Below are 24621 nucleotides of genomic sequence, written 5' to 3' on the forward strand. Positions count from 1 at the left end.
CCTTTAGCATGGGTGGCGCGGGTGTCATCCGCCAATTCTAGCCTCCTAGCATTGACGACGTTGGTCGTAATTAATATCCCGGCCGGAACGGTGGCGACCGAAAGGGGATCGGAATCCACTGGGCGAAAGCGATCGGCAATGCTGTGGCGCTGTTGGCCATGACCGGTTTTGCCGCGCCGGCGGCGCGGGCGCAGGGCGAAGAAGCGTCGATCTGGGCGGAACTGGCGCAGGGCGATCTGGAGGCCATGCGCGATCTGCTCGCCGAAAACCATCCCGGCCCCGTCGATCCGGAGAACAGCCGCTATGGCGAATGGCTGCGCGAGGGCTTTGCCGAGGCCTCGCGGCGGGCCGAAGCCGCCGGATCCCTTGCCGATTACGAGCGGGCGCTGCGCTATTTCGTCAACGGCTTTCGCGACGGCCATATCGGGCTCGGCCTCGCCTATCAGCCGCGCGTCTATTCCTGGCCCCGTTTCCTCGTCCGGCGCGCGTCCGGCGGGGAGGCGAACATCGTCTTCCATTCGCGTATCGACGCCATTCCCGAAGGCGCGGAACTGGAGTCCTGCGACGGACAGACGGTCGACACCCTGCTCGCCGAACGCATCGATCCCTATTATTTCAACGCCGATATACCGCACACGCGCAGCCGCAACGTGCCCCGTCTGTTCACCCTCGATCCGGGCGACGAGGATCGGCAATTCCGGCAATGCGCCTTCCGCATCGACGGCGAGACACGGACGATCGATCTGGAATGGAGCCGACTGTCCGCGCGGACGCGGACGGACCTCTTCGCACAGATACGGTCGGACCGTCCCAAACTCGGGATCCGGGAAAGCGGCGATATGGTCTTTGTCGGCCTGCCCAGTTTCGTGCAGACCGGATCGGGCGCGCGGGCCATGCAGTCCCTGATCGACGAAATCGCTGCCAGGCGAGACGAACTTCGCGGCCGGACGGTGGTGTTCGACGTGCGCGGCAATGGCGGCGGCAACAGCGCCTGGGGGGTTGGCGTCGCGCAAGCCCTGTTCGGCGCGGAATGGGTAAGCCGGATCAACGGCAGTTTCGACAATAGCGTTGATTGGCGCGTTTCGGAGTCGAACATCGCGCACCTGGAATGGGTCATCGAGACGGTTCGCAATGACGGGCTGGAAGAGGCGGCCGAATTTTTCGGCGAAGCGCGCGATCTGATGGTTGCGGCGCAAGCCCGTGGCGACGCGCTGGCGCGTGCACCGGCAACGGGTGTCGCGCCTGCCGGGCCGCCGCCGCCTAACCCGATCACCGGCCGGGTCTATTTCCTGACGGATTCGCGATGCGGCAGCGCCTGCCTGGATTTCGCCGACCTGATGCTCCGGCTTCCGGCGGTCACGCATATCGGCCTGCCGACCTTTGCCGATGCGGTCTATATCGACAACGCCACCGCGCCGCTGCCGAGTGGCCTTGCGCGTTTTTCCTATTCGCTGAAAGTATGCCGGAACCGGGTTCGTGCGAACAACGAATTCTATACACCCGAAATCCTCTGGCCCGGCGGCCCGATGACCGATGCCGCCATCACGGTCTGGATCGGCGAACTGGCGCTTGAATGCTAGCGAACCACCGGGGGGCGGCCTTATCCGCTATTCGCGGACATTGGCGACATTATATTCGTAGGCCTCGTCCTGGGTCAGGCAGCGGCGGGTTTCACCGTCTCCGACCGCCTGGGTCGCGTACATGACTTCGCGCAGCAGCCGCCGCGAGACACCCATGCGGATCAGGAAATCATTGTCCTCGGTCGCGAGCTGCGCGCTCGATTGCTCGATCTCGCCGATCAGTTCGACCGTATTCTCGGTGCCGGCCTCCACTTCCTGGCGGATGACGTCGCGATTGCCGGTATGGGTGAACATATGGACCATGAACTGGCCTTCGGGTTCGACGATCCGCACCATGCCGCCCATGAACACGAAATTGCAGGCCGAAAAACACGCCCAGCCCGACGGGATGCGGGTCACGATGCCGGGGAATTCGGAACGCAGCATCCGGCCGGCTTCATTGCCGGCATAGGCATCCCCGCCCGGCGAACGCAGCCAGATTTCGGAAATCCGGTCGTCGGACTGGAGCGCATCGCGCAGCCGGTTGGCGAGACCGGCCGTAATCATGCCTTCGGCCAGCAGGACGCGCTGGTCGCTGCGATCGATCGGCGTCAGGGTCATCACCTGGTTCGCCGCCCAGTTGGGCGAGACCGGGCATGTCGGATTGGGATTGTCCGATTGCGCGCCCGGCGCCGCGCTGGCGCAGAGCATGACCGCACCGAACGCGAGATAGGACCGGAAACGGTTCATCGTTCAGGCAGCCAGCACATACCGCGTTTGAGGCGGAACGCGGCACATCGTCTTCGGAACCGTCGTTTCCTCTCCATCGACGATGATTACGTCGGTGACCTGCAGGCAATCGCCGCCGCTGGCCTGCTGAGTGCGACCGGTTACCGTCGATCGGCCGCGCACGCCGTCGCGGGTATCGCTCGTCCATTCGGCGGTCGAACCGATCTCGCCGCTGCGCGTGACCTCGGCGGTCGCCGTCGCCGCCTTTTCCTGCTCTTCCGGACTCAACCGGCAGGCGATTTCGGTCGCCAGCGTATCGGCGAATTGGGCGGAGGGTACAAAGGTGGGAATGCCGAGTTCCCGAGCCGCGCCGCCCAGCAGCCCGCCGATGATCGATCGGCCGGCCGACTCGCCCGCCGTATCGCAATGGTTTGCATCGTCGCTGGAACTGGACGAGCGACCGCCCAAAATCCCGCCAAACTGAAATGCCGCCACCGGCTGTGCGGCTAGGGCGGCCACGAAAACCGCTGCCGCAACGCTCCTGATCTGCATTTTTCTTCTCCCCAACGAAGTTTCGACTAGCTGTAATGCGCGAAAATATCAAGATTTTCGGCCTTTTCCTTATGGATCAGCCCTTTCTCGAAAACCGTGATCACGGTCACTGCTTGTGCCGGTCTTTCGGGCGATAACCATCCTGTCGAAACGGTTCGATACGGACCGGAGAATAGGAAATGGAAAATTAAAGGAGACTGAATCATGTGGAAGACCATCGCTTCAATCGCCGCCATCGCCGCCACCGTCACCATGACGGCCACTCCGGCTTCGGCGGATCGCGGATCGCACAGCCAGCGGGCCCAGCTGCCGACCTGCACCCAGCCGATCGGCGCGATCTCGATCGTCGAGCCCGACGATAACTGGTGGCAGCGCTACGATCTCGACAGCCCCGAGGCCGTCATCAACCTGCTCGTGCTGCGGTCGGGCTGTTTCACGATCGTCGATCGCGGGCGCGGCCTCAGACGCCGCAACCTCGAACGCGCACTCGCCGACAATGGCGACCTGCAGCGGGGGTCGAATTTCGGCGGCGGGCAGGTGCGGGCTGCGGACTTCTTCATTATCCCGGATATCATCGCGACCAATCGCGATTCCGGGGGTTTCAACATCGGCGGCGCCTTTGGCGGCATCTTCGGCAGCACGCTCGGCGGCTCCGGACTCGGCATCAACACCCGGCGCAAGGAAGCGAACGTCTCACTGACGCTTGTCAACGCCCGGACGACGGAGACGCTGCGGCTCACCGAAGGCTATTATCGCCAGACCGATACCGGCTTTTCGGCCGGCCTGTTCGGCGGTGGCGGCATCTTCGGCAGCCTCGGTGGCGGCCTCGGCGTCGGAACGTACGAAAATACCGAGATCGGCCAGGTCGTCGCGGCCGCTTATCTCGACGCCTATACCGATCTGGTGACCCAGCTTGGCGGGGTCACCGCACAGGCACCCGTCGCGCAATAGCGCAAGACGGGACCATGGGGGGAGGGGCATGCGGCCAACAGGACGCATGCCCCTTTTGCTTGCCTCATACGGAAAGCCCGCTAGCATCCGGCAAAACCATCGGCGGGAGAGGCGTGCATGCGTCATATCGCGATCGTCGGCTCCGGACCGGCGGGCTATTATTCGGCGGAAGCCGCACAGAAGCTGTTCGGAGACGATGTATGCGTCGACATGATCGACCGGCTTCCGGTTCCCTACGGCCTGATCCGCTTCGGCGTCGCGCCCGATCATCAGTCGATCAAGAATGTGGCGCGGCGGTACGAGAAGGTCGCGCTCTCCGAGAATGTCCGCTTCGTCGGCAATCTCACGATCGGCGAAAAGGTCAGCATCGGGGAGCTGCAGCAATTCTACGATGCGGTGATCCTCGCGACCGGCGCGCCGCTCGACCGGTCACTGGACATACCGGGCGCGGACCTGCCGGGCGTGTTCGGCAGCGCCGCCTTTGTCGGCTGGTATAATGGCCATCCCGATTTCGCCGAGGTCGATCCGCCGCTCGACGGTACGCATGTGGTGGTAATCGGCAACGGCAACGTCGCGCTCGATGTCGCCCGGGTGCTCTCCAAGACGCCGGACGAGTTTGCGGGCTCCGATATCGTGCTGCATGCCTATGAGCAGCTCGCCAAGGCGAGGACCGAGCATATCGCGCTGCTCGGGCGCCGCGGACCGCATCAGATCGCCATGACGCCCAAAGAGCTCGGCGAACTGGGCCGGCTGGAACGCGCGGCACCGCGCGTCGATCCCGACGATCTGCCCGAGGAAGGCGCGGACGCGCTGCTCGAGCCGGGTATGCGCAAATCCGTTACCTTCCTGCGCGAATTCGCCGCGATCCCCGAATCCTTCCGGGCGGACAAGAGCGTCGAGATTGATTTCGACTTCTTCGCCGCACCCGTGCGGATCGAGGGCGACGGCAAGGTGGAGCGCGTGGTTGTCGAACGGACCGAGCTCGATGCCGATTTGAGAAGTCGGGGCACGGGCGAAACCTACACGATTCCCGCGTCGCTGGTTGTGACCTGTATCGGCTATCGTACGCCGCCGATCGAGGGCGTGCCGTTCGAGCATGGCCGTGGCCGGTTCGCCAATGACGAGGGCCGGATCATGCCCGGTCTCTATTGTGTGGGCTGGGCGAAGCGCGGGCCCACGGGCACGATCGGAACCAACCGGCCGGACGGCTATGCCGTCGTCGACCTGATCGCCGAGGATATCGGCGAGGGCGACGGCAAGGCGGGCCGGGCCGGGCTCGATGCGCTGCTCGCCGAGCGCGATGCCGACGTCGTCACCTTCCGCGACTGGAAGAAGATCGAAGAAGCCGAGGCCGGGCGTGCGCGCGAAGGTAGCCCGCGCGAAAAGTTCGTCGCGATCGAAGAGATGATCGCCGCGCGCGATTAATCCTCGAGCCAGGCGCGCAGCGCGGCATTGACCTGCTCGGGAACGTCCTGCTGGACCCAGTGCGACGCATCGGGGAAACGGCGCACGGTCAGGTCGGGCACATATTGCTCCATTCCGTCGAGGCAGTGGATGTCGATCGCGACGTCCTGTTCGCCCCACAGCACCAGTGTGGGTACGGGGACCGTGCCATCGCCGATCTGCCGCACGCCGGGCGTCTGGAACAGCGCCCGATAATAGTTGAGCATGGCGGTAAGCGCGCCGGGCCGGGCCGCGGCGGCGCGATAGAGTTCGACGATCTCGGGCGGGAAGAGATGCGTATTCACCGCGGAATCGCGGAAGATGCGGGCGATCGGGGCAGCTTCGCGACGGCCCAGCATCCATTCGGGCAGGCGCGGGATCTGGAAGAAAAACATGTACCAGCTCTTCCGCAATTGCCGCCAATGCCTGAATTCGCGCCGGGCGCACAGCGGATGCGGCACATTCATGATCACCAGGCGATGGAGCGGCCGGATCTGCTGGATGGCGAACTGCCAGGCGATGATCGCGCCCCAGTCATGCGCGATCAGGGTCACCTCCTTCGCCCCGCTCGCGTCGATTAGCGCCGCGACGTCCTCGGTCAGGTGATCGAGCGCGTAGGCGCGCACGCCTTGCGGTCTGCTCGACCCGCCATAGCCTCTGAGGTTCGGCGCCCAGACGCGATAGCCGAGCTCGGCGAGCAGGGGCATCTGGGAGCGCCAGCTGAAATGGAGTTCGGGAAAGCCGTGCAGGCAGAGCGCAAGCCGGTCGCCGTCTTCATGGCCGGCTTCGGCCAGTTCGAACTGTTGCCCGTTCGCCTCGATCCAGCGCATCGCGATGCCGCTGTCCGCCGCCGGGTTCCAGCTGAATGCGCTCTCCATTTTGACAGCGTAGCAGCGTCAGCGCTTTTCTGCTAACGTTCACGTAAAGCAAAAAATCGGGAGAGACTTTGATGCACGATTTGGTCATCCGGAACGGCACGGTCGTCGACGGGCTGGGCGGTGAACCTTTCACCGCCGATATCGCGGTCGATGGCGATCTGATCACCCGGATCGGCGAAGTGAGCGAGCCGGGGCGCGAGGAAGTCGACGCCACAGGCAAGGTGGTCGCGCCGGGTTTCGTCGATATCCATACTCATTATGACGGTCAGGCGACCTGGGACGACGAGATGGCGCCCTCCTCCTGGCACGGCGTGACGACGGTCGTGATGGGCAATTGCGGTGTCGGCTTCGCGCCGGCCAAGCCCGACAAGCATGACTGGCTGATCGGCCTGATGGAAGGTGTTGAGGACATCCCGGGGACCGCGCTCGCCGAGGGCATGACGTGGAACTGGGAGAGCTTTCCCGAATATCTCGACGCGCTTGAGGAAATGCCGCGTACCGTCGATGTGGCGACCCATGTGCCGCATGGCGCGATCCGCGCCTATGTGCTCGGCGACCGGGAAAAGCCGGGCGCGGTGCCGACCGACGAGGATATCGAAAAAATGTCGGCGATCGTCGAGGAAGGCCTGCGCGCCGGCGCGCTCGGTTTCTCGACCTCTCGGACGATCCTGCACCGCGATGTCGAAGGCGAACTGGTGCCGGGCACGACGGCCACCAAGGAAGAACTGATAGGGATCGGCCGCGCGATGGGCCGGGTCGGCCACGGTGTTTTCGAAATGGCGTCCGACATGAAGCGGGAATGGGACGAATTCGGCTGGATGGGCGATCTTTCCCGCGAAACCGGTCTTCCCGTCACCTTCGCCGCGCTGCAGTCGATCGCCGAGGAAATGGCGCTCGACGAACAGATCGCCGCGACTGCCGAGGGGAATGCCAAGGGCGCCCACATCGTCGCCCAGATTGCCCTCCGCGGCAACGGCATCATCATGGCCTGGCAGGGCACCGTCCATCCCTTCCTGTTCAAGCCCGCCTGGAAGGAAATCGCCGAGCTGCCCTGGGAGGACAAACTCGCAAAGCTCGAGGATCCGGGCTTCCGTAAGCGGATGATCGCGGAGGAATCGGATTTCAGCGAAGCCAATCCGGACCTGCTGCCGCTGCTGATGGTGATCGCCAATGGCTGGCCGGTGCAGTTCGAGATGATGGACGGTTTCAACTATGAACCGACGGCGGAAGAGAGCGTCGCCGCGCGCGCGGAGGCCGCCGGAATGAGCGGTCCCGAATATGCCTATGAGCTGCTGATGCGCGACGGGGGCAAGGGCTTCATCTACTACCCGATCCTCAACTATGCCGACGGCAATCTCGATTTCCTGCACCCCCTCCAGCATCGCGACGACACGGTGAACTCCCTGTCCGACGGCGGCGCGCATTGCGGCACGATCTGCGATGCCGCCTCGCCGACCTTCATGCTCGAGCACTGGGTCCGGGACCGGGAGCGGGGAACGATATCGCTGGAAAATGCGATCAAGCGGCAATGCCATGATACGGCGCGGCTCTACGGCCTCAACGATCGCGGCGTGTTGGCGCCCGGTTATCTGGCCGATATCAACGTGATCGATCTCGACAATCTGAAGCTCGAAAAGCCGTGGCTCGCCTTCGATCTGCCGGCGGGCGGCAAACGCCTGCTGCAAAAGGCGCGCGGTTATGAAATCACGATCAAGTCCGGCCAGGTGACCTTCCGCAACGGTAAGGTGACCGATGCGCGCCCCGGCGGCCTGATCCGCGGCCCGCAAACGGTCGAGATGGCGGAAGCGGCCGAATAGCCTGAGCTAGTGCAGGAGATCGAACGCGGCGAGCTCGGTGATCGAGATCTGCCGCATGCTGTCATGCGGCACGCTGTTGGTCAGCGCGTAGAATGCGCGGGCGTTTTCGGGCGCCATTCCCATCTCGCGATAATATTCGAGATAGGGCGCGTGGATCGGATCGCCGGGCGGATAGTCGGCGGCCTCGCGCCCGTAATTGTCGAGCCAGCTATGGACGATGAACTCCGCGCCCGGGTCGGCCGTGCGGCGGACGCCGGCGAGAAACAGCTCCACGCCGCCCGAGCGCACCGAGCCATGGCCGGGTACATGGGTCGTAATCCCCGCGCGCCGGATCATCCGCGCCAGCGCGAGATTGGCATTGTCGTCGATCGTTCCGGCGCAGTCGACGAAATCGAGGGTGCGGATGCCCGGCCAGTCGGCGAGCAGCCGGCGGAATTCCTGCGGCGCATAACTGTCGACTTCGCCGATCATCTCGATCCGGTCTTCGGCGACGACATGGAACGGGCCGTAGGTGGCGAGCGCCGGGCTTTGCGGCGCGGCATAGTTTTCGACGAAACCAGCCGATCCGCCATAATCGACATAGACGATGGTTTCGGTCGTGACCGTGTATCCGCCGCGTGTTTCGGTAGTCACCGTGTAGCTGCGCTGTGCTCCGGCAGAAAGGGCGGGGCCGGCCGGCAGGACGAGGGCCAGCAACGCCAGAACGGCAAGCGCAAAAGCCACCGCAACGCCGAACGCCTTGCCGCGCAGTTGGGCCGTGAGATCGAAATCGCCGATATTCCACATAGTGCCACCGTTTTCGGCGGCCCGTCTTACGCAATCCCTGACGGGGCTGGTTAGGAACGGCTTAACCCCGATCCCGCGATTTTGACGCGACAGGTGCGAAACAGCAGTTGAAAGCCGCGCATCCGGCCCCTATAGAGCCGCGTCTGCCTCCAGATGGGCCCGCGTCGCCGCGGGCCGGACGCATCGGTCGGGGAGTAGCTCAGCCAGGTAGAGCACTGTCTTCGGGAGGCAGGGGCCGGAGGTTCGAATCCTCTCTCCCCGACCAGTTTTTTCGTTCAAGAGCGGAAACGCCGCGCGGGTTAAACGCGCCAGGCGGTTATCCCGTTCGGACAAAGAGTCCCGAAACCCACGCGTCATTCCAGCGAACGCTGGAATCCCCGGCTGCATACGCCCCGTCTATCCGCCTGAGATCCGAGCGTTCGCTCGGATAACGTGGTGGGATACGTGTCCGGGCGATATAATCGCCAACCCGTTACTTACCCTTTTGCGGACATATCAAAAACTTCTCGCCGGTCGTCTTGGCGTAATAGCGTTTGACGATATCGGCCTGCAGCGCTTCGGCGAGCGAGATTTCGTCCGTGTAGTGGCTGGCGAATGTCGTCGTGAGTTCGTCGACGACCCGCTTGCGCAGCCGGTCGGCGACCTCCGGCCCGGCCTTGGCCAGGAAGTTGGGAAGCAGCCAGCCGCCCACGCCCCAGGCCATGCCATAGCCGCGGGTCAGCACGGTCGGCGAAACATCGAGGCCGCCATAGAGATAGACCTGTTTGTGGGCGACGGAGCCGTAGATGCTGTATGCGCCCGGCGTGCGCGCCGCCGCAGCTTCCATGGCGCTCAATATCTTCGACGCGAGATCGCCGCCGCCGGTGGCGTCGAAGGCGAGGGTCGCGCCGGTCTCGTGCACCGCATCGGTCAGTTCGGCCGCGAAATTCTCGCTGCTGGAGTTGCAGACATGTTTCGCGCCCATGTCGCGGAGCAGTTCGGCCTGTTCTTCGCGGCGCACGATGTTCACCAGTTCGACGCCGTCGTCCCGGCATATCCGGTTCAGCATCTGGCCGAGATTCGACGCCGCCGCCGTGTGCACTAGGGCGGTATGGCCTTCCATCCGCATCGTCTCGAGCATCGACAGCGCGGTGAGCGGATTGACGAAGCTGGAAGCGCCGTCCCTGGCCGTATGTTCCGGCTTCAGCGGCAGGCACATCGCCGCGGGCAGACAGCGATAATGAGCGTACATCCCGCCGCCCATCACCGCCACCACCTTGCCCAGCAGCGCCTGCGCCCCCGCGCCGTCGCCGGCGGCAACGACCGTCCCGGCGCCCTCGTTCCCGACCGGCAATTGCTGGCCGATCCGGGCTTTCATCACGGCCATGCCCTGCGCGGATACCGGCGCGGTGAGTATGATGTCGTCGCCTTCGCCCGTCGAGCTGCACTCGGCCATATTGGCCCAGCCGAACATGACGCCGTGATCGGACGGGTTGATCGGCGTCGCTTCGATCTCGACGACCACCTCGTCCTCGCCGGGTGTCGGCATGGAGCGCTCGGTCAGTTCCAGGCGGAGTTCCCCATTCTCGGAAACGGTGGACAGCATCTGGCGGTAGCTTTGCGGTAGCGACATGGGATTCTCCTGGATGGGCCGATCGGCGATACCGGTCCTGACATACAGCTTTCCGCTGTGTGCGCCACGGTCGATTCCGGACCGTCCTTCGACATCCGGTTGACCTTAGTGTATTGTTATAATAATACACTAAGGTGCTTAAAGCGTAGGCCGACGTGCAGAGTGCTGTTCGAGACGAGGGAAAACTGCCGATGGAATCCACCGAAACGCTTTACCCAGGGACCATCGGGCGATTGGTCGGCTGGTCGCTGATCGGCACGATCATCGTCGGCATCGTCGCGGCGCGGTTTGTGGCTCCGGATATCAACATCAATCTCTCGGCCGATGTTACCGCGGTCGCGGAGAGTATGCTCGAGGCCGAGCAGCGGTTGCGGGCCAGAGCCTATCTCCTCGTCCTGACATTCGGCCTGGAGGCGCTGATCAGCGTCGGTTTCTTCCTCCTCCTGCGCAGATCGGGACCATTGCTGGCCGGTTGGAGCCTGTTCGTCGGCCTCGCGGCATCGCTGCTCATGCTGCTCGGCGCGGTATTCGCGTTGAACGCCGCCGAAATTGCCGGCGATTCCGCCTATGGCACCATGGCGGGCGAAACCCGCCTGATGCTGGCGAGCCTTCAGGCGACGTCGGATTACACATCGTTCCATCTCGGGCTGGTCCTTTCGGCAACGGCGAAGGCGGGCTTTTTCACCCTGTTCCTCAGATCGAACCTGATCCCGAAGATCATCGCGGGCTGGGGGCTGTTCGCCTCGCTGTTCGTGGCCGTCACCATCGTCGCGCGCGATTTCATCCCGATGCTGGGACATGGCACGATCACCATGGCGTTCATGCTGTCCAACCTGATCGCGCTGGTGTCGACCGGGCTCTATCTGGGGATACGCGGCGTCCGGACAGCTTGAGCGGCCCGGGTCTAGAGGCTCGCCAGTCTCGCTCTCCAGTCCCGCGCCGGATGGGCGGCCTCGAATTCTTCCGCCAGGCGATCGACCAGATCGGCCACCGACATCACTTCCTCGATCAGCCCGACGCTTTGGCCTGCGCTCCAGATATCGCGCCAGGGCATCACCCCTTCGGGCATCTCGGTGCGCTCCTGCGGCAGCGTCTTGTGATCGAGACCGACGCGTTCGATCGAGGCGCGCATCCAGTTCGCCGGCACGCCGTTCATCGCTGACGAAACCACGATCTCGTCGATCCCGGATTCGGGGATCATCGTGCGATGGCCATCCGGCACGCCCGATTCCGGCGTTGCGATGAAGCGCGTGCCCATACAGGCGATGTCGGCGCCGAGCGCCAGCGCGCCTGCGATGCCATATCCGTCGGCGATGCCGCCGGCGACGATCAGGGGGCCGTCGAACAGTTTGCGCACGGCCGGAACGAAGGCGAACGGCGTGATGAACCCGGTATGGCCGCCCGCCCCCGAACAGGTCAGCATCAACCCGTCGGCGCCGACGTCCAGCGCCTTTTTCGCATGGCGCATGGTCGTCACGTCCTGGATCACCTTGCCGCCCCAGCGATGCGCGCGCTCGATGACCGCGCTGGGATCGCCGAGGCTCGAGAGGATCAGCGGCGCACGGTGCTGTTCGAGCAGGTCGAGCTTGGCCGGGCCGGTCGGTTCGGTGGCGATCCGAGCGGGCAGGTTGACGATGGGCGATGCGCCGCCGACGCCGTCCAGCGCATCGAGATAGGCTTCGAATTCGTCCATCGGCGTATAGGTGCCGCCCTGCCAACCGCCGAGCACACCGGCCTTGCAGCATTCGACGGCGAGCGGGACCGAGCTGGCGATGGACATGGGCGCACACATGAGCGGCAGGCGAAGATTGTCGAACAGGCCGGGCTGGGTCATGCAAATCCTTGGGGTGAGAGAGGAAGGCGCCCGCGCGATTGCGCGGGATGGGATTAATGACGGTCGGGGCTATCCCTGCTGCGCGGCGATCCAGCGGCGCATCTCCGTTTCGAGCGTGCTCAGCGGGACCGAACCGAGCGCGAGGATCGCGTCGTGGAAGGTTCGCCGATCGAAATCCTCTCCGAGCGCTTCCTCGGCTTCGCCGCGCAGGCGCCGGATCGTCAGCTCGCCCAGCTTGTAGGCGAGCGCCTGTCCGGGCCAGCTGATATAGCGGTCGATCTCGGTCTCGACCTCGTGATCGGAGAGCGCGGTGTTGGCCGCCAGGTAATCGATCGCCTGCTGGCGGGACCAGCCGTAATGATGGAGGCCGGTATCGATGACGAGCCGCGCCGCCCTCCACATCTCGTAGGTCATCCGGCCGAAATTCTCGTAGGGCGTGCGATAGATGCCCATCTCGATGCCGAGATATTCGGTGTAGAGACCCCAGCCTTCGCCATAGCCGGAGAAATAGGTGTAGCGCCGGAATTCGGGGCCGGATTCGCGCTCTTCGGCGAGCGCCGCCTGCATCGAATGGCCCGGCGCGCATTCGTGCAGGGTCAGCGCGGGAAGGTTGTAGAGCGGGCGGCTGGGCAGGTTGTAGGTGTTCATCAGGCAGCTTTCGAGCCCGCCGCGCCCGGCCGTGTAGAAGGGCGCGATCTCGTCGGGCACCGGCAGGATGGTGAAGCGGCGGCGCGGGAGCAGGCCGATCACATCGCCAAGCGTCGCATTGGCCCGCACCGCGACATAGGCCGAGAACATCATCAGCTCTTCGGGTGTCTGGGCATAGAATTGCGGGTCGGTGCGCAGGAAGGTCAGGAACTCCTCGAACGTCCCTTCGAAACCGGCCTCGGCGATCGTAGCCTCCATATCGGCGCGGATGCGCGCGACCTCGTCGAGCCCGATCTGGTGGATTTCCTCGGCGGAAAGATCGAGCGTTGTATATTCGCGGATCTGCGCAGCATAATAGGCCGGACCGTCGGGCAGGCTGCTGGCGCCGGTCTCGGTGCGGGCGCCCGGATAATATTCCTCGCGATAGAAGCGCAGCAGCTCGGTAAAGGCCGGGGCTACAGCTCCGCGGATCACGGTCCGCGCTTCCGCCCGAAACGCGTCCTGCCGGTCTGCCGGGATCGTCGCCGGCATTTCGGCGAAGCGCGCGAAGAACGGATTGGCCTCGGGATCGGTCTCCGCATAGGGCGCGATCGCCGCGTCGCGGCCGGCGAGCGTCACCTGCGGAACGGTAAAGCCGCGCGCGAGCCCGGCCCGCATGTTCGCGATATTCTCGGCAAAGAAGCGCGGAATGTCGCGCAGCCGACCCAGAAAACGGCGATAATCGGCTGCCGTCGTCAGCTGGCCCGGACGGGGATTGAGGCCGGTCCAGAAGGCGGTGTCGCTGTTGAGCGGCATTTCCCATTCGCGATATTCCGCATCGGCGATCGCGATCTCGAGATTGGTGCGGAACACCGAGGCGTTGATCCGCTCATTGTCGGACAACGCTTCGACCGGGATCGCGGCCAGCCGGTCCAGCATGTCGCGGCGATGGGCCAGGCGGCGCTGCTGGGTCTCGGGATCGACGGCGGACAGCCGGTCGCCGCGCGCCAGTTCGCCGTCCTCGTCCCGGACTTGCGCGAATTCCTCCATCCGCCACGCCCAGTCCGCTTCGTAGAGCGCGCGCAGCTCGGCATCCGCTTCGGTCGCCGCTTCCGACTGGGCGACGGCGGGGCCGGCAAGGACCGGAACCGCAACAGCAGCGCAGGCGAGGGCGAGCAGGGACGGGCGAAATTTCATGATGACGCATCCTCGGGTCGGAGTGGTTCTCGGTGTTCGCGCCATGAACCAGCAACCTGTCCTGCCCGTCAAGTTTTCCGGGCGTTGCTGGCAATTCCGGCACTCGACTCAGTCGCGGTGCCGCGTTACGTCTACGTAAAGTTTCTGAGAAAACCGGACGGGATGCAGTGATGGGCGAAAAAGCGATCAGCGCCGAGGGCGTTGCCGAAAAGGACCGGCTGAACGAGGACAATCTCGACGCCTGGATGCAGGCGCATGTCGAGGGGTTTGCGGGGCTCGCCGCCTATACGAAGTTTCCCGGCGGGCAGTCGAATCCGACCTACCGGATCGAGGACGAGGCGGGGCGCGCCTATGTGCTGCGGCGCAAGCCGTTCGGCCCGATCCTGCCCTCGGCCCATGCAGTCGACCGCGAATTCCGCGTTATCTCCGGCCTCCATCCGGCGGGCTTTCCGGTCGCCAGGCCCTATGCGCTGTGCGAGGACGACGACATCATCGGCGCGGCCTTCTACATCATGGAGATGGTCGAGGGCCGGACCTTCTGGGACGGGATGCTGCCCGAAATCGAGCCGTCCGAGCGGACCTCCGTCTACCGATCGATGATCGGCACGCTCGCGCGCCTCCACAATCTCGACTATGTCGAACTCGGCCTCGAAAATCACGGCAAGACCGGCAATTATTTCGAGCGCCAGATCAACACCTGGACCAAGCAATATCGCCGCGCCGAGACCGAGACGATCGAGGCGGCCGAGAAGCTGATCGAATGGCTGCCCAAGACCGTTCCCGAACAGACGCGCACCTCGGTGATCCATGGCGATTACCGCATCGACAACATGATCTACGCCCCCGACCGGCCCGAGGTCGTCGCCGTTCTCGACTGGGAACTCTCGACGCTCGGCGATCCGCTGGCCGATTTCACCTATCTGGCGATGAACTGGGTCATGGAAGGCACGGGAACCGCCTCGCTCGGCGGGCATGACCTGGAGGGCACGGGCATCCCGACCCTGGAAGAGGCGACGGCGCTTTATTGCGAGCTGACCGCGCGCGATGCCGTGCCCGACCTCAACTGGTATTTCGCCTATAACCTGTTCCGGCTGACCGGCATCTTGCAGGGGATCAAGAAACGCTGGCTCGACGGCACCGCGTCTTCGCCCGAGGCCGAGGAACGCTCGAAGCGCGTGCCCGAACTTGCCGCGGCGGCCTGGGGCTTCGCCCGCGCCGCTGGCGCTCCGGAATAGGGGGGAGAAACCGTGTCGCTCTTCGATCTGGACGGCAAAGTGGCGATCATCACCGGTTCCTCGCGCGGGATCGGCAAGGCCACGGCGGAGGAGATGGCGGCCAATGGCGGCCGGGTCGTGATTTCGAGCCGCAAGGCGGGACCCTGCGAGGAGGTCGCCGCCGCGATCAATGCCGAGCATGGCGAAGCGACGGCGATCGCCGTGCCCGCCAATATCTCTTCGAAGGAGGATCTGCAGACTCTCGTCGACGAGACGCGCAAGGCGTTCGGCCGGATCGATATTCTGGTCTGCAATGCGGCGACCAATCCGCATTTCGGGCCGATGTCGACGATCGAGGACGAGCAGTTCCGCAAGATCCTCGACAACAATATCCTCTCCAACCACTGGCTGATCCAGATGGTCGCGCCCGAGATGCGCGAGCGCCAGGAAGGCTCGATCATCATCGTCTCGTCGATCGGCGGGCTCAGAGGCTCGGTGGATATCGGCACCTATTGCATCTCCAAGGCGGCCGATATGCAGCTGGCGCGCAATCTCGCGCACGAATTCGGCGACGACAATATCCGCGTCAATTGCATCGCGCCGGGACTGATCCGCACCGACATGGCGCGCGCTCTGTGGGAAAATCCCGAAATCGAAAAGCATGTGACGTCGACGACGCCGCTGCACCGCATCGGCGAACCGCACGAAATTGCGGGCGCCGCCGTCTATCTCGCCTCTTCCGCCTCCACCTATACCACCGGCCAGGTCATCGTCGTCGATGGCGGGCGCACGATCTAGTTCAAAGGACAGCATATGAACCGCTTCGAAGGAAAATCGATCATCGTCACGGGCGCGGGCTCGGGTATCGGCCGCGCCACGGCCAGGCGCTTCGCGGCCGAGGGCGGCAAGGTCGTTGCGGCGGACAAGATGTCGACCGTGCATGAGACGGTCGAGATGATCACGGCCGACGGCGGCACGGCGATCGGCGTCGAAATGGACGCCGGCAGCGAAAGCGAGGTGCAGGCGCTGGTCGAGCGCGCGGTCAGCGAGTTCGGCGGGCTCGATATCCTGTTCGCCAATGCCGGGATCACGGGCGGCCTGCAGGGCGGCCTGTTCGATTCCGACGCGGAAAGCTGGGCCGAAGTGCTGCGGGTCAACCTGATCGGCCCGTTCCTCGCGATCAAATATGGCGCGCCGGAGATCGAGAAGCGCGGCGGCGGCGCGATCATCTGCACCGCTTCGGTCGCCGGTATCCGGTCCGGCGCCGGCCCGAGCAGCTATTCAGCGTCCAAGGCGGGCGTCATCAACCTGGTCAAGACGGCCGCGCAGCAGATGACGGGCAGCAATGTCCGCATCAATGCGGTCTGCCCCGGTATCATCGAAACCGGGATGACCAAGCCGGTCTATGATTATGCGCGCGAAAAGGGCGTCGAGGGCAAGATCGGCCAGCTCAACCCGCTCAAGCGCGGCGGGCAGCCGGAGGAACTTGCGGGCGCCGTTACCTTCCTCGCCTCGGACGATGCCAGCTATGTCAACGGCCAGGCGCTGGCGGTCGATGGCGGGCTTTCCTCGTCGCATCCCGTCACCCGCCAGATGCCCAAACGGGCGGCGGTCTGATGGCCGGCGATTTCTTCGAAGGGAAGGTTGCGATCGTCACCGGCGGCAGCCAGGGGATCGGCGCGGCGACGGTGCGCGCAATCGCCGCACGCGGCGCGCAGGTCGTGATCAACTATGTGTCGAGTGCGGATCTCGCCGAAGAGCTGCGCGACGAGATCGGCGAGAAAGCGATAGCCGTGCAGGCCGACCTCAGCGCGGGCGAGGCGAACACGCTCGCCGAAGCCGCGCTCGACAAATGGGGCCGCATCGATTGTCTCGTCAACAATGCCGGCAAGACCGCCTTCGCCAATCATGAGGATCTCGACGCGCTGAGCGCCGACGATTTTCTCGACATCTACCGGCTCAACGTCGTCGGCGCGTACGAAATGATCCGCGCCGTCGCGCCGTCGATGCAGGCGAGCGGCAGCGGCGCGATCGTGAATGTCACCTCGGTCGCCGCGCATTACGGGATCGGGTCGTCGGTCGCCTATGCGGCCTCGAAAGGGGCGCTGCTGACGATGACCTATTCGCTCGCCCGTGCGCTTGCCCCTGAGATCCGCGTCAATGCAATCAGCCCGGGCTATGTCGGTACCGGCTGGTTCACGAACCGGCTCGGCGAAGAGGCCAAGCTCGCCATCGACCGGCATTTCGAGGAAACGACGCCGCTCAGGCGTGCCGGCACGGCGGAGGATATCGCCGACATGATTATACCGCTGCTCGACGATGCTTCGCGGCACATGACGGGGCAGGCGATCGTGGTGGATGCCGGTTCGCATCTCGATGTCGGCAGTTCGCGTCGCAAGGGGAAAGAGGAGTTATAGGATGCGTTACCGCAAACTCGGATCGAGCGACCTCCAAGTCTCGGAGATTTCGCTCGGCACTTGGCTGACCGCCGGCGTCGGCGTCGAAAAGGAAACCGCGATCGCCTGTATCGACCGCGCTTTCGATCTCGGGATCAACTTCATCGACACCGCCAACGCCTACGGCCGGGGCGCCTCGGAGCGGGTGATCGGGGAGGCGCTGAAGGACCGGCCGCGCGACAGCTATGTGCTGGCGACCAAGGTCTATTTCCCGATGTCGGAGACGGATCGCGGGCTTTCGCGCGAACAGATACTGAAGCAGATCGACGCGTCGCTCGAACGGCTGCAGACCGATCATGTCGATCTCTATCAATGCCATCGGTATGACGAGGACACGCCGCTCGAAGAGACGATGACGGCGCTGACCGATATCGTGAAGGCGGGCAAAGTTCGTTATATCGGCTTTTCCGAATGGGAGCCGGATCAGATTCGCGCGGCGCTCGACATGGTGCCCGAAGTCGAGAAGTTCGTCTCCAGCCAGCCGCAATATTCGCTGCTCTGGCGGCGCCCCGAAAAAGCGGTGATCCCGCTCTGCACGGAGAACGGCATTTCGCAGATCGTCTGGTCCCCGCTGGGCCAGGGCGTGCTGACCGGCAAATATGACGCCGACAGCCCGCCGCCCGAAGACAGCCGCGCGGCGAGCGACGATATGGGCGGTTTCATGGAGCGACTGATGCGACCCGAAGTGATCCGGGCCGTCGACCAGATCAAGCCGTTGGCGGAGGAGGCCGGCTGCACAATGGCGCAGTTCGCGCTGGCCTGGGTGTTGCGCGAGCCCAATGTCGCCTCGGCCATCGTCGGTGCGAGCCGGCCCGATCAGCTGGACGACAATGCAGCGGCGAGCGGATTGGAAATCGATCCCGCGCTGTTTGCCGAAGCCGAAAAGATCGTCGCCGCGATCCCGCGGCCCTGACGATAATGCCAGCACAATCCCGTTTACCCTGAGCTTGTTGAAGGGGCGTCCTTCACTTTCGGCGTTGAAAAGAAAGGGCAGGACTTCGACAAGCTCGGCCCAAACGGATTTAGATGGAATTGAGCAAGGGCATGCCCACCAATCTTCAACATATCCTCCAAAGCTTCGAGCCTGTCGATAACGGGCACACGGTCGAAATTCCCGCGACCTGGATGCAGGGACGGACCGCCTATGGCGGGCTCAGCGCTGCGCTCGGCCTTCATGCGGCGCAACAGTCGGCGGAGGGTTTGCCGCCACTGCGATCGGCGCAGATAGCCTTTATCGGGCCGCTCGCGGGCGAAGTGAAGATCACAACGAAGCTGCTCCGGCGCGGGCGGACGGCGGCCTTCATCCAGTCCGATATCCATTCGGAGAAGGGGTTGGGGCTGCGCGCCATCTACGTCTTCATGCAGGCGCTCGAATCCGAGGTTGATTACGCGCATCATGACGCGCCCGATATCGGGCCGCCGCCGGCCGACGAGGAATTGCGCTCGGGCCCGCCCGAATTCTTCACCTATCATTTCCAGTATCGCGAGAGCCGCCATCCCGATGGCGAGGGCAAACCGCGCTTCACCCGCTGGATGCGGCTGGCCGAGCGCGACGGGATCGACCCAATGGTCGAGCTGATGCTGATGGGCGATTCGCTGCCGCCGGCGGCCGTCGCGCTGCAATCGCGCGGCGCGCCGGTCAGTTCGATCAACTGGTTCGCCAATATCCTCGAACCCGCGCCGCATACGAGAGACGGCTGGTGGCTCGTCCGCAGCGAGTCCGATCTCGCCCGGCACGGCAACAGCAGCCAGCAGATGGGGCTCTGGTCGACCGACGGAACGGCCGTGCTCGCCGGCATGCAGAGCGTGGCGCTGTTCAGCTAGGTCCTAACCCTAGCCGCGATTATTCGGCATAGAGCGGTTCGAAGCCGAACACCCAGGGCGTCTCGGTATCGACCGTGACGCGGACCGCGCGGATCTGCGGCGCGCCGTACACCTGGAGCCGGGTGATATTTTCGTACAGCGGCGCTTCGCCTTCGCCCCGGTCGATCATGAACGGCCGGTCGATCACGAATTCGTGGAAATCGCCGTTGATCAGCAGGACCGGCTTGCCGAAGCGCGCCGCATAATCGCGGATGGCGAAGACGATCCAGCCATAGGGCCCGGCCTGTCCGCCGCGGATCGCGGATCCCGTCAGGTCGCCGCCTTCGCCGTCGACGAACATGCCGGCGTGCAGCGCGATGACGACCGCGGGCGCGTCCTCAGCCTCGGCCCGTTCGAAGGTTTCCCGGATCCAGGCGATATTCGCCCGGTTGCGATTGGCGGCGGCCTGGAAGCGCGCCTCGTCGTTGATCCGGAAATCATTGTCGGAGCCTGCCACATGGACGGTCGCGAAGACGACGCCGTCCCGTTCCCATCGCGCATTCTCGACCATTTCGGGGAAATCGCTACCGCTATCGGACTGACGCGCCAGCGGCATGGGATCGGTTCCCAGGCTTCGCGGCTCGGCGAAGAATACCGAACGCAATGTGGAGAGCGCGGCGAGCACATCGACATAGCTCGTATTGGCGAAGGCGTTTTCGAAACGATAGGCGTCGGCAAGTTCCCGCTGGTCCTCCTCGCTGCCGATCCCGGCAAAGGCGCGCAGGATTTCGATGCGCCGGCAATCGGTCCATTCATTGTCGCCCGGGGTGTAGACCACCGGGTGATCGTAGCGGCTGAACCAGCCGAGTGCGTCGCGATAGCTGTCTTCGGTGCAGGGGCGGGCGCCCCAGATATCGCCGACATGGATCGTGAAGACCGGCTCGGCGGCGTTGATCCGCCGGATCAGCCGGTCATAACGGGGCAGGTCGTCGGGGAGGTTATAGGCGGTGTCGCCGAGCGCGACGAAGCTGAACCGCTCGGCGGCGGCGGGCGCGGCGAACAGCGCAAGACCCGCGATCAGCCCTCCAATCCGATTGATGAACAGCCCCCCCATGCTGTGCTCCTTCCGTCTACGCGATCGCTTCCTCTTTCGCGCCGACGCCGAAATAGAGGTTCGGCAGATCTTTCTTGAGGATCTTGCCATTGGCGTTGCGCGGCAGTGTCTCCTCGACGAACACGATCTTCACCGGAACCTTGAACTTGGCGAGCCGCTCGGCGACCCAAGCCTGCAATTCCGCTTCGCCGACGTCGTGGCCGGGCGCCAGATGGACGACCGCGGCCGGTTCCTCGCCGAGTTGCTTGTGCGGAATGCCGACCAGCGCCGCATCGGTGACGGCCGGATGGTCGTAGAGCACGTTTTCGACCTCGGACGAATAGATATTCTCGCCGCCGCGGATGATCATGTCCTTGGCGCGGTCGCAAATATAGCAGAAACCCTCTTCGTCGAGCTTGGCGAGATCGCCGGTACGGATCCAGCCGTCGACGAAGGTTTCCTCGTTCGCTTCCGGCTTGTTCCAATATTCGCGCACGACCATCGCGCCATAGGCCCAAAGCTCGCCGATCTCGCCGGTCGGCAATTCGCGCGTGCCATCTTCGGACATGATCTTGAGCTTGGCGACGGGAACGGGTGGACCGCAACTGTCCGGCCGGTTGAGATAGTCTTCCGCGCTGTGACCGGTCACCGTGCCCGACGTTTCCGTCATCCCCCAGCCCATGGCGGGCGAGGAATTGAACTCGCTCTTGATCTTGCGCACCAGATCCGGCGACGCAGGCGCGCCGCCATAGGTGATGCTGTTGAGGCTCGAGAGATCATATTTGTCGCGATCGGGATGTTCGAGGATCTGCCAGGCGATGGTCGGGACGCCGCCGGTCAGCGTGACCTTTTCGCGCTCGATGATCTCCATCGCGCGAACCGTGTCCCATTTGTGCATCAGCACCAGTTTCGATCCGCCGGCGATGATCGGGCCCATCATCGCCGTGCATCCGGTGACGTGGAACAGCGGGATGACAAGCAGCACGCACATCGGTTCGGGCAGCGTGCCCGGCGGCGGCAGCTCTTCGCCCCGCCGCAATGCGCCGCGCGTGGTCGCATAGGCGGAGGACAGAAGATTGGTCAGCGAGTTGCGATGCGTCGCGACCGCGCCTTTCGGCTTCCCGGTCGTGCCGCTCGTGTAGAGGATGGACGCATCGGTCTCGGGGCCGATATCCGCGGCGGGGAAGTCCGTGTCGGGGAGATCGGCCCAGTCATGGCTCTTGCCGATCAGGTCGGTCAGCGCCACCACGCCTTGGTCGAGCGGGCCGCCAGGACGCGTCACGATGATCTTTTCGATCCCCGGAAGGTTGCCGAGATGCGGTTTGATCCGCTCATAGCGTTCACCGTCGGCGATCAAGGCCTCTGCGCCCGAATCCTGAAGGCCATATTCGAGCTCGCCGCCCGTCCACCAACCGTTGAGCGGCACGGCGATCGCGCCGATCGAGAGTGTGGCGAAATAGATGACGGGCCATTCGGGCAGATTGCGCGCCGCCAGCGCGACCCGGTCGCCCTTCTCGACGCCCATCTCGCGCAGCTTGTGAGCCAGGGTCGCCGAGGCCTTGAACCAGGCGTCATAGGTCACCCGTTCGTCTTCGAAAACGATGAATTCGCGGTCGCCGAAAGCGGCGCGGGCAAGCCGGGCGAAATCGGCGAAAGTCGGCGGTATGCTCTTCCATACGGTCGTCGGCCGGCCGTTGATCTCGACCTCTTCGGTGGCAAAGGGGCTGCCCTCGGACGTCAGCATCGCATTTGCCTGGGCAAGCGATATGACCGGCCAGTCGGGATGGTCGGGATTCAGGTTGATTTCCGTCACGTAAACTCTCTCCACAAGAATAGGCCGGTAGATTCGCGAATCCCCGGCTTCTGGCTTTTGTTCTAGCTATGGCGCGCGGGGATTAATCTCAAGGGCGCAAGCCGGTTTCCGTAACGACAGCCTTGCCAGCGCCCCGGGCGATGCGCGACAAGAGAAAGAAAAACCCTGCAGGAGTTTTCCCGATGTCCGTGATCACCACCGAACGTCATGACGACGTACTCGTCATCATCTCCGACAATCCGCCGGTCAACGCACTCGGCGCAGCCGTTCGCCAGGGGCTGGTCGACGGCATCGACGAGGCACTGGGCGACGATAGCGTCAAGGCCGTCGTCATCCGCTGCGAAGGCCGCACCTTTTTCGCCGGCGCCGACATCACCGAATTCGGCAAACCGATGCAGGGGCCGAACCTCGGTGAGGCGCTCGACAAGCTCGAGGCGAGCGACAAACCGGTCGTCGCCGCCATTCACGGCACGGCGCTGGGCGGTGGATGCGAGGTGGCGCTGGCCTGCCACTACCGGGTGGCGGTTCCGTCGGCGAAGCTCGGACTGCCCGAGGTCAAGCTCGGGTTGATACCGGGCGCAGCGGGAACGCAGCGTCTGCCGCGCATCGTCGGCGCGGAAGCGGCCTTGCCCCTGGTGGTCGTCGGCAATCCGATCTCCGCGAAAAAGGCGGAGAGCATCGGCCTTGTCGATGCGATCGTCGGCGAAGGCAGCCTCGCCGAGGACGCGATTCGCTTCGCCCGCGACCAGATCGGCAAGCCGGTTCCGCGTGCAAGCGAAGGCACGGCCAATCGCGACGGCGTCGAAAACCCGGCTATATTCGACGAATTCCGCGCCAAACATGGCCGCAAGTTGCGCGGTTTCGATGCACCCGAGGCCGGCATCCAGGCGGTCAAGGCGGCCGGCGAATTGTCCTACGAAGAGGGCGTCAAGAGGGAGCGCGAACTCTTCATGGGGCTGATGGCGGGCACGCAGTCGGCCGCCATGCGCCATTATTTCTTCGCCGAGCGCGCGGCGAACAAGATCGAGGGGATCGCCAAGGATATCGAGCTGATCCCGATCAGGAAGGTCGGCGTGATCGGCGCCGGCACGATGGGCGGCGGTATCTCGATGAACTTCCTGTCGGCCGGCATTCCGGTGACGATCCTCGAAATGGAGCAGGAAGCGCTCGATCGCGGCACCGGGGTGATGCGCAAGAATTACGAGCGCACGGCCAAGCGCGGCCGGATGACGGACGAGCAGGTTGAGCAGGCGATGGGCCTGCTCTCACCGACGCTCGATTATGCCGATCTCGCCGATTGCGATCTCGTGATCGAGGCGGTGTTCGAGAATATGGATGTGAAGAAACAGGTCTTCGCCAAGCTCGACGAGACGGTGAAACAGGGCGCGATCCTCGCGTCGAACACCAGCTATCTCAATGTCGACGAGATCGCGACCGCGACCAGCCGGCCCGACCATGTGCTGGGCCTGCACTTCTTCTCGCCCGCCAACGTCATGAAGCTGCTCGAGGTCGTGCGCGGCGACAAGACGGCGGACGACGTGCTCGCCACTTGCATGAAGCTTGCCAAGAAGATCGGCAAGATCGCGGTCGTCGCCGGGGTGTGCGACGGCTTTATCGGCAACCGGATGCTCAGCCCGCGCCAGCAACAGGCCAATGCGCTGATCATGGAAGGCGCGAATTACTGGGAAGTCGACGAGGTATTGCTCGATTTCGGTTTTCCGATGGGGCCGTTCCAGATGTCCGATCTCGCCGGCCTGGATATCGGCTGGCATCGTGACCCGACCCGGATCGAGAGCATCCGCGACGCGCTGTGCGCGATGGACCGGCGCGGCCAGAAAACGGGTGCCGGTTTTTACGATTATGACGAGGCGCGCCAGCGCACGCCGTCCGACGATGTGAAGAAAGTGATCGCCGACTTCGCGGAGAAGCAGGGTGTCGAGCAGCGCGAAATCTCGAAAGAGGAGATTCAGGAACGGCTGCTCTACCCGATGGTCAATGAGGGCGCGCTGGTCCTCGAAGAGGGGATGGCGCAGCGCGCGAGCGATATCGATGTCGTCTGGATCAACGGCTATGGCTGGCCGCTCTATACCGGCGGTCCGATGTTCTGGGCCGATACGATCGGGCTCGATACCGTCGTCGCGGGTCTCGACAAGCATCGCGACAGGCTGGGCGAGAATTTCCGGCTGTCGCAGCTGCTGGCCGACAAGGCAGGGGCAGGCGAGAAGTTCAATTGACTCGTCATTCCAGCGTACGCCGG

The 24621-nt window shown here is 64.3% G+C and carries 21 protein-coding genes and 1 tRNA gene; 13 read left to right on the forward strand and 9 right to left on the reverse strand.

Features of this window, described 5'->3' with window-relative positions; translation table 11 throughout:
* The first annotated feature begins 158 nt into the window (after positions 1–158).
* Entirely contained in the window at positions 159–1580 is a 1422-nt protein-coding gene (locus tag HFP57_RS14535; RefSeq protein WP_176870453.1) for a S41 family peptidase, read from the forward strand.
* Between the two features lie 27 nt (positions 1581–1607).
* Here HFP57_RS14535 and HFP57_RS14540 read toward each other — a convergent pair whose 3' ends face one another.
* The gene (locus tag HFP57_RS14540; protein WP_246263184.1) at positions 1608–2309 is read right to left on the reverse strand and encodes a COG3904 family protein; all 702 of its coding nucleotides are present in this window, start codon (positions 2307–2309) and stop codon (positions 1608–1610) included.
* 3 nt (positions 2310–2312) lie between these two features.
* Positions 2313–2840, reverse strand: a complete 528-nt coding sequence (locus HFP57_RS14545) for a hypothetical protein (protein WP_176870454.1) — start codon at positions 2838–2840, stop codon at positions 2313–2315.
* A gap of 204 nt (positions 2841–3044) precedes the next feature.
* Here HFP57_RS14545 and HFP57_RS14550 point away from each other — a divergent pair, with 204 nt between their 5' ends.
* Complete coding sequence (locus tag HFP57_RS14550; protein WP_176870455.1) at positions 3045–3791, forward strand: CsgG/HfaB family protein; 747 nt, start codon at positions 3045–3047, stop codon at positions 3789–3791.
* 117 nt (positions 3792–3908) lie between these two features.
* Positions 3909–5216, forward strand: coding sequence for an FAD-dependent oxidoreductase (locus tag HFP57_RS14555; RefSeq protein ID WP_176870456.1), 1308 nt, complete (start codon positions 3909–3911; stop codon positions 5214–5216).
* Here the strand turns inward: HFP57_RS14555 and HFP57_RS14560 are convergent.
* Entirely contained in the window at positions 5213–6112 is a 900-nt protein-coding gene (locus HFP57_RS14560; RefSeq protein WP_176870457.1) for an alpha/beta fold hydrolase, read from the reverse strand. The genes HFP57_RS14555 and HFP57_RS14560 overlap by 4 nt on opposite strands.
* 71 nt (positions 6113–6183) lie before the next feature.
* Between HFP57_RS14560 and HFP57_RS14565 the strand changes: the two genes are divergently transcribed.
* Positions 6184–7929: an N-acyl-D-amino-acid deacylase family protein gene (locus HFP57_RS14565; RefSeq protein WP_176870458.1), complete on the forward strand. Its 1746-nt coding sequence runs from the start codon at positions 6184–6186 to the stop codon at positions 7927–7929.
* Positions 7930–7935: 6 nt separating this feature from the next.
* On the opposite strand, the gene HFP57_RS14570 is transcribed toward HFP57_RS14565, so the two are convergent.
* Positions 7936–8715 carry a hypothetical protein gene (locus HFP57_RS14570; RefSeq protein WP_176870459.1) on the reverse strand — a complete coding sequence of 260 codons (780 nt, stop codon included), beginning with the start codon at positions 8713–8715 and terminating at the stop codon, positions 7936–7938.
* 188 nt (positions 8716–8903) lie between these two features.
* Here HFP57_RS14570 and HFP57_RS14575 point away from each other — a divergent pair.
* A tRNA-Pro gene (locus tag HFP57_RS14575) sits at positions 8904–8980 on the forward strand.
* A 207-nt stretch (positions 8981–9187) separates the two neighbouring features.
* Here the strand turns inward: HFP57_RS14575 and HFP57_RS14580 are convergent.
* Complete coding sequence (locus HFP57_RS14580) at positions 9188–10327, reverse strand: zinc-binding dehydrogenase (RefSeq protein ID WP_176870460.1); 1140 nt, start codon at positions 10325–10327, stop codon at positions 9188–9190.
* A gap of 191 nt (positions 10328–10518) precedes the next feature.
* Here HFP57_RS14580 and HFP57_RS14585 point away from each other — a divergent pair, with 191 nt between their 5' ends.
* Positions 10519–11220, forward strand: coding sequence for a DUF4386 domain-containing protein (locus tag HFP57_RS14585; protein WP_176870461.1), 702 nt, complete (start codon positions 10519–10521; stop codon positions 11218–11220).
* A gap of 11 nt (positions 11221–11231) precedes the next feature.
* Here HFP57_RS14585 and HFP57_RS14590 read toward each other — a convergent pair whose 3' ends face one another.
* On the reverse strand, positions 11232–12161 hold the full coding sequence (locus tag HFP57_RS14590; protein ID WP_176870462.1) for an NAD(P)H-dependent flavin oxidoreductase: 930 nt from the start codon (positions 12159–12161) through the stop codon (positions 11232–11234).
* A gap of 69 nt (positions 12162–12230) precedes the next feature.
* On the reverse strand, positions 12231–13985 hold the full coding sequence (locus tag HFP57_RS14595; RefSeq protein ID WP_176870463.1) for a DUF885 domain-containing protein: 1755 nt from the start codon (positions 13983–13985) through the stop codon (positions 12231–12233).
* Between the two features lie 170 nt (positions 13986–14155).
* On the opposite strand from HFP57_RS14595, the gene HFP57_RS14600 reads away from it, so the two are divergent.
* From HFP57_RS14600 to HFP57_RS14625, 6 genes are all read left to right on the forward strand, one after another.
* Positions 14156–15220: a phosphotransferase family protein gene (locus HFP57_RS14600; protein ID WP_176870464.1), complete on the forward strand. Its 1065-nt coding sequence runs from the start codon at positions 14156–14158 to the stop codon at positions 15218–15220.
* 12 nt (positions 15221–15232) lie between these two features.
* Entirely contained in the window at positions 15233–15997 is a 765-nt protein-coding gene (locus HFP57_RS14605) for an SDR family NAD(P)-dependent oxidoreductase (RefSeq protein WP_176870465.1), read from the forward strand.
* A 15-nt stretch (positions 15998–16012) separates the two neighbouring features.
* Positions 16013–16816 (forward strand): SDR family NAD(P)-dependent oxidoreductase, encoded by an 804-nt coding sequence (locus tag HFP57_RS14610; protein WP_176870466.1) that lies wholly within the window; start codon positions 16013–16015, stop codon positions 16814–16816.
* On the forward strand, positions 16816–17616 hold the full coding sequence (locus HFP57_RS14615) for an SDR family NAD(P)-dependent oxidoreductase (protein ID WP_176870467.1): 801 nt from the start codon (positions 16816–16818) through the stop codon (positions 17614–17616). Before HFP57_RS14610 ends, HFP57_RS14615 begins: the two co-directional genes overlap by 1 nt.
* A 1-nt stretch (position 17617) precedes the next feature.
* The gene (locus HFP57_RS14620) at positions 17618–18568 is read left to right on the forward strand and encodes an aldo/keto reductase family protein (protein WP_176870468.1); all 951 of its coding nucleotides are present in this window, start codon (positions 17618–17620) and stop codon (positions 18566–18568) included.
* A gap of 131 nt (positions 18569–18699) precedes the next feature.
* Positions 18700–19479 (forward strand): thioesterase family protein, encoded by a 780-nt coding sequence (locus tag HFP57_RS14625; protein ID WP_176870469.1) that lies wholly within the window; start codon positions 18700–18702, stop codon positions 19477–19479.
* Between the two features lie 19 nt (positions 19480–19498).
* Here the strand turns inward: HFP57_RS14625 and HFP57_RS14630 are convergent, their stop codons facing one another.
* Together HFP57_RS14630 and HFP57_RS14635 are read right to left on the reverse strand one after the other, a co-directional pair.
* The gene (locus HFP57_RS14630; protein WP_176870470.1) at positions 19499–20572 is read right to left on the reverse strand and encodes a hypothetical protein; all 1074 of its coding nucleotides are present in this window, start codon (positions 20570–20572) and stop codon (positions 19499–19501) included.
* 16 nt (positions 20573–20588) lie between these two features.
* Positions 20589–22295: a class I adenylate-forming enzyme family protein gene (locus HFP57_RS14635; RefSeq protein ID WP_176871345.1), complete on the reverse strand. Its 1707-nt coding sequence runs from the start codon at positions 22293–22295 to the stop codon at positions 20589–20591.
* 251 nt (positions 22296–22546) lie between these two features.
* On the opposite strand from HFP57_RS14635, the gene HFP57_RS14640 reads away from it, so the two are divergent.
* The gene (locus HFP57_RS14640) at positions 22547–24598 is read left to right on the forward strand and encodes a 3-hydroxyacyl-CoA dehydrogenase NAD-binding domain-containing protein (protein WP_176870471.1); all 2052 of its coding nucleotides are present in this window, start codon (positions 22547–22549) and stop codon (positions 24596–24598) included.
* Positions 24599–24621 lie beyond the last annotated feature (23 nt).

Source organism: Parasphingopyxis algicola, from assembly GCF_013378075.1.
Taxonomy (GTDB): Bacteria; Pseudomonadota; Alphaproteobacteria; order Sphingomonadales; family Sphingomonadaceae; genus Parasphingopyxis; species Parasphingopyxis algicola.

Bases quoted from the DNA above. Each gene is read 5' to 3' on its own strand.
- HFP57_RS14535 (WP_176870453.1), top strand. From the start codon at position 159: ATGACCGGTTTTGCCGCGCCGGCGGCGCGGGCGCAGGGCGAAGAAGCG.
- HFP57_RS14540 (WP_246263184.1), bottom strand. From the start codon at position 2,309: ATGAACCGTTTCCGGTCCTATCTCGCGTTCGGTGCGGTCATGCTCTGC.
- HFP57_RS14545 (WP_176870454.1), bottom strand. From the start codon at position 2,840: ATGCAGATCAGGAGCGTTGCGGCAGCGGTTTTCGTGGCCGCCCTAGCC.
- HFP57_RS14550 (WP_176870455.1), top strand. From the start codon at position 3,045: ATGTGGAAGACCATCGCTTCAATCGCCGCCATCGCCGCCACCGTCACC.
- HFP57_RS14555 (WP_176870456.1), top strand. From the start codon at position 3,909: ATGCGTCATATCGCGATCGTCGGCTCCGGACCGGCGGGCTATTATTCG.
- HFP57_RS14560 (WP_176870457.1), bottom strand. From the start codon at position 6,112: ATGGAGAGCGCATTCAGCTGGAACCCGGCGGCGGACAGCGGCATCGCG.
- HFP57_RS14565 (WP_176870458.1), top strand. From the start codon at position 6,184: ATGCACGATTTGGTCATCCGGAACGGCACGGTCGTCGACGGGCTGGGC.
- HFP57_RS14570 (WP_176870459.1), bottom strand. From the start codon at position 8,715: ATGTGGAATATCGGCGATTTCGATCTCACGGCCCAACTGCGCGGCAAG.
- HFP57_RS14580 (WP_176870460.1), bottom strand. From the start codon at position 10,327: ATGTCGCTACCGCAAAGCTACCGCCAGATGCTGTCCACCGTTTCCGAG.
- HFP57_RS14585 (WP_176870461.1), top strand. From the start codon at position 10,519: ATGGAATCCACCGAAACGCTTTACCCAGGGACCATCGGGCGATTGGTC.
- HFP57_RS14590 (WP_176870462.1), bottom strand. From the start codon at position 12,161: ATGACCCAGCCCGGCCTGTTCGACAATCTTCGCCTGCCGCTCATGTGT.
- HFP57_RS14595 (WP_176870463.1), bottom strand. From the start codon at position 13,985: ATGAAATTTCGCCCGTCCCTGCTCGCCCTCGCCTGCGCTGCTGTTGCG.
- HFP57_RS14600 (WP_176870464.1), top strand. From the start codon at position 14,156: ATGGGCGAAAAAGCGATCAGCGCCGAGGGCGTTGCCGAAAAGGACCGG.
- HFP57_RS14610 (WP_176870466.1), top strand. From the start codon at position 16,013: ATGAACCGCTTCGAAGGAAAATCGATCATCGTCACGGGCGCGGGCTCG.
- HFP57_RS14615 (WP_176870467.1), top strand. From the start codon at position 16,816: ATGGCCGGCGATTTCTTCGAAGGGAAGGTTGCGATCGTCACCGGCGGC.
- HFP57_RS14620 (WP_176870468.1), top strand. From the start codon at position 17,618: ATGCGTTACCGCAAACTCGGATCGAGCGACCTCCAAGTCTCGGAGATT.
- HFP57_RS14625 (WP_176870469.1), top strand. From the start codon at position 18,700: ATGCCCACCAATCTTCAACATATCCTCCAAAGCTTCGAGCCTGTCGAT.
- HFP57_RS14630 (WP_176870470.1), bottom strand. From the start codon at position 20,572: ATGGGGGGGCTGTTCATCAATCGGATTGGAGGGCTGATCGCGGGTCTT.
- HFP57_RS14635 (WP_176871345.1), bottom strand. From the start codon at position 22,295: ATGCTGACGTCCGAGGGCAGCCCCTTTGCCACCGAAGAGGTCGAGATC.
- HFP57_RS14640 (WP_176870471.1), top strand. From the start codon at position 22,547: ATGTCCGTGATCACCACCGAACGTCATGACGACGTACTCGTCATCATC.